This is a genomic window from Pseudomonas boreofloridensis (assembly GCF_030580795.1).
In the GTDB taxonomy this organism is placed as follows: domain Bacteria; phylum Pseudomonadota; class Gammaproteobacteria; order Pseudomonadales; family Pseudomonadaceae; genus Aquipseudomonas; species Aquipseudomonas boreofloridensis.
In genome coordinates, this window is sequence record NZ_JAUQOQ010000042.1 from 1 (window position 1) to 2,623 (window position 2,623).

1 protein-coding gene is annotated in these 2,623 nt (G+C 57.5%); it reads left to right on the forward strand.

The annotated features are described in order from the left end of the window. The coding region (locus Q6A47_RS22870; protein WP_369811595.1) for an immunoglobulin-like domain-containing protein at positions 1-2,623 on the forward strand (2,623 nt) is incomplete at both ends.

Below are 2,623 nucleotides of genomic sequence, written 5' to 3' on the forward strand. Positions count from 1 at the left end.
CTGAGCAACGCCCAAGGTCTGTCGGTTACCGGTCACCAAGGTCTGACGTTCACTCTGTCGGATGGCACTAAAGTTACTGTTCCGGCTGGCAGCGCCACGGGCACTGCGACCATCACTGCCAACGACGACGTGTACGTCGGCGGCCAAGCTCCGATCGTCAACAAGATCGAGTCCGTCACTGGCGGCGATAACTTCGAAAAACTGACTCTGGGTCAGGGCGAAGTTAGAACCGAAGTCACTGACGAGCCAGGTACTGGTACTCCAGGTGCCGGCAACGAGGGTGACAAGGTTTCCGTCACCATCGTCAGCAATGGCGACGTGAATGAGGCTCAACAGCCGTCGTTCACCGTTAAAGTGAATCAGCCGCTGGATCGTCCACTCACCGTCACCCTGAGCAACGGCGACAAAGTCACCATCGCTGCAGGCCAGACCGAAGTTGAATACAAGGCCCCGGCTCAAGGCGAAGACGTCTTCAAAGACGCGGGTTCGCTGACTGTCGGTATCACCGACGCCAGTGTTGCTGGCAAAACGTTCGAGAACCTGGAACTCGGCGGCAGCGCTACCGTACAAATCGCTGACACCATCAGCGAAGTAGTCGCGACTCTTACCGCTGACAAGACCACAGTCGCTGAAGGCGGCCAAGTCACTTACACCGTCACCCTGAGCAACGCCCAAGGTCTGTCGGTTACCGGTCACCAAGGTCTGACGTTCACTCTGTCGGATGGCACTAAAGTTACTGTTCCGGCTGGCAGCGCCACGGGCACTGCGACCATCACTGCCAACGACGACGTGTACGTAGGCGGCCAAGCTCCGATCGTCAACAAGATCGAGTCCGTCACTGGCGGCGATAACTTCGAAAAACTGACTCTGGGTCAGGGCGAAGTTAGAACCGAAGTCACTGACGAGCCAGGTACTGGTACTCCAGGTGCCGGCAACGAGGGTGACAAGGTTTCCGTCACCATCGTTAGCAATGGCGATGTGAATGAAGCTCAGCAGCCGTCGTTCACTGTAAAAGTTAATCAGCCACTGGATCGTCCACTCACCGTCACCCTGAGCAACGGCGACAAAGTCACCATCGCTGCGGGCCAGACCGAAGTTGAGTACAAGGCTCCGGCTCAAGGCGAGGACGTCTTCAAAGACGCAGGTTCGCTGACTGTTGGCATCACCGATGCCAGTGTTGCTGGCAAAACCTTCGAGAACCTGGAGCTGGGTGGTTCGGCAACTGTTCAGATTGCTGACACCATCAGTGAAGTGGTTGCGACCCTCACTGCCGACAAGTCCACCGTTGCTGAAGGCAGTCAAGTCACCTACACCGTCACCCTGAGCAACGCTCAAGGCCTGTCGGTCACTGGTCACCAGGGCCTCACCTTCACCCTGAGCGACGGTACTAAAGTTACTGTGCCTGCTGGCAGCGCCACTGGCACCGCGACCATCACTGCCAACGACGACGTCTATGTCGGCGGGCAAGCTCCGATCGTCAACAAGATCGAGTCCGTCACTGGCGGCGATAACTTCGAGAAACTGACCCTGGGTCAGGGCGAAGTTAGAACTGAAGTTACCGATGAGCCAGGTACCGGTACTCCAGGCGCAGGTAACGAAGGAGATAAGGTCTCCGTCACCATCGTCAGCAATGGCGATGTGAACGAAGCTCAGCAGCCGTCGTTCACCGTGAAGGTGAATCAGCCACTGGATCGTCCGCTCACCGTCACTCTGAGCAATGGCGATAAAGTCACCATCGCTGCCGGTCAGACCGAAGTTGAGTACAAGGCTCCAGCTCAAGGCGAAGACGTCTTCAAAGATGCAGGTTCGCTGACTGTTGGCATCACCGATGCCAGCGTTGCTGGCAAGACCTTCGAGAACCTCGAGCTGGGTGGTTCGGCAACTGTTCAGATCGCCGACACGATCAGCGAAGTGGTTGCGACTCTCACCGCTGATAAGTCCACCGTCGCTGAGGGCGGTCAAGTCACTTACACCGTCACCCTGAGCAATGCTCAAGGCCTGTCGGTTACCGGCCATCAGGGCCTCACCTTCACCCTGAGCGATGGCACCAAAGTTAACGTCGCTGCTGGCAGCGCCACCGGCACTGCGACCATCACAGCGAAAGACGACGTGTACGTCGGTGGCCAAGCTCCGATCGTCAACAAGATCGAGTCCGTCACTGGTGGCGATAACTTCGAAAAACTGACGCTGGGCCAGGGCGAAGTTAGAACCGAAGTTACCGATGAGCCAGGTACCGGTACTCCAGGCGCTGGCAACGAAGGCGATAAGGTATCGGTCACCATCGTCAGCAATGGCGACGTGAACGAAGCTCAGCAGCCAAGCTTCACCGTGAAAGTCAGCCAAGTGCTGGATCGTCCGCTGACTGTCACCCTGAGCAACGGCGATAAAGTCACCATCGCTGCAGGCCAGACCGAAGTTGAATACAAGGCTCCGGCTCAGGGCGAAGACGTCTTCAAAGACGCAGGTTCGCTGACTGTCGGTATCACCGATGCCAGTGTTGCTGGCAAAACCTTCGAGAACCTGGAACTCGGCGGCAGCGCTACCGTACAAATCGCCGATACCATCAGCGAAGTCGTTGCCACACTGACCGCCGACAAATCGACCGTGGCCGAAGGCGGCACCG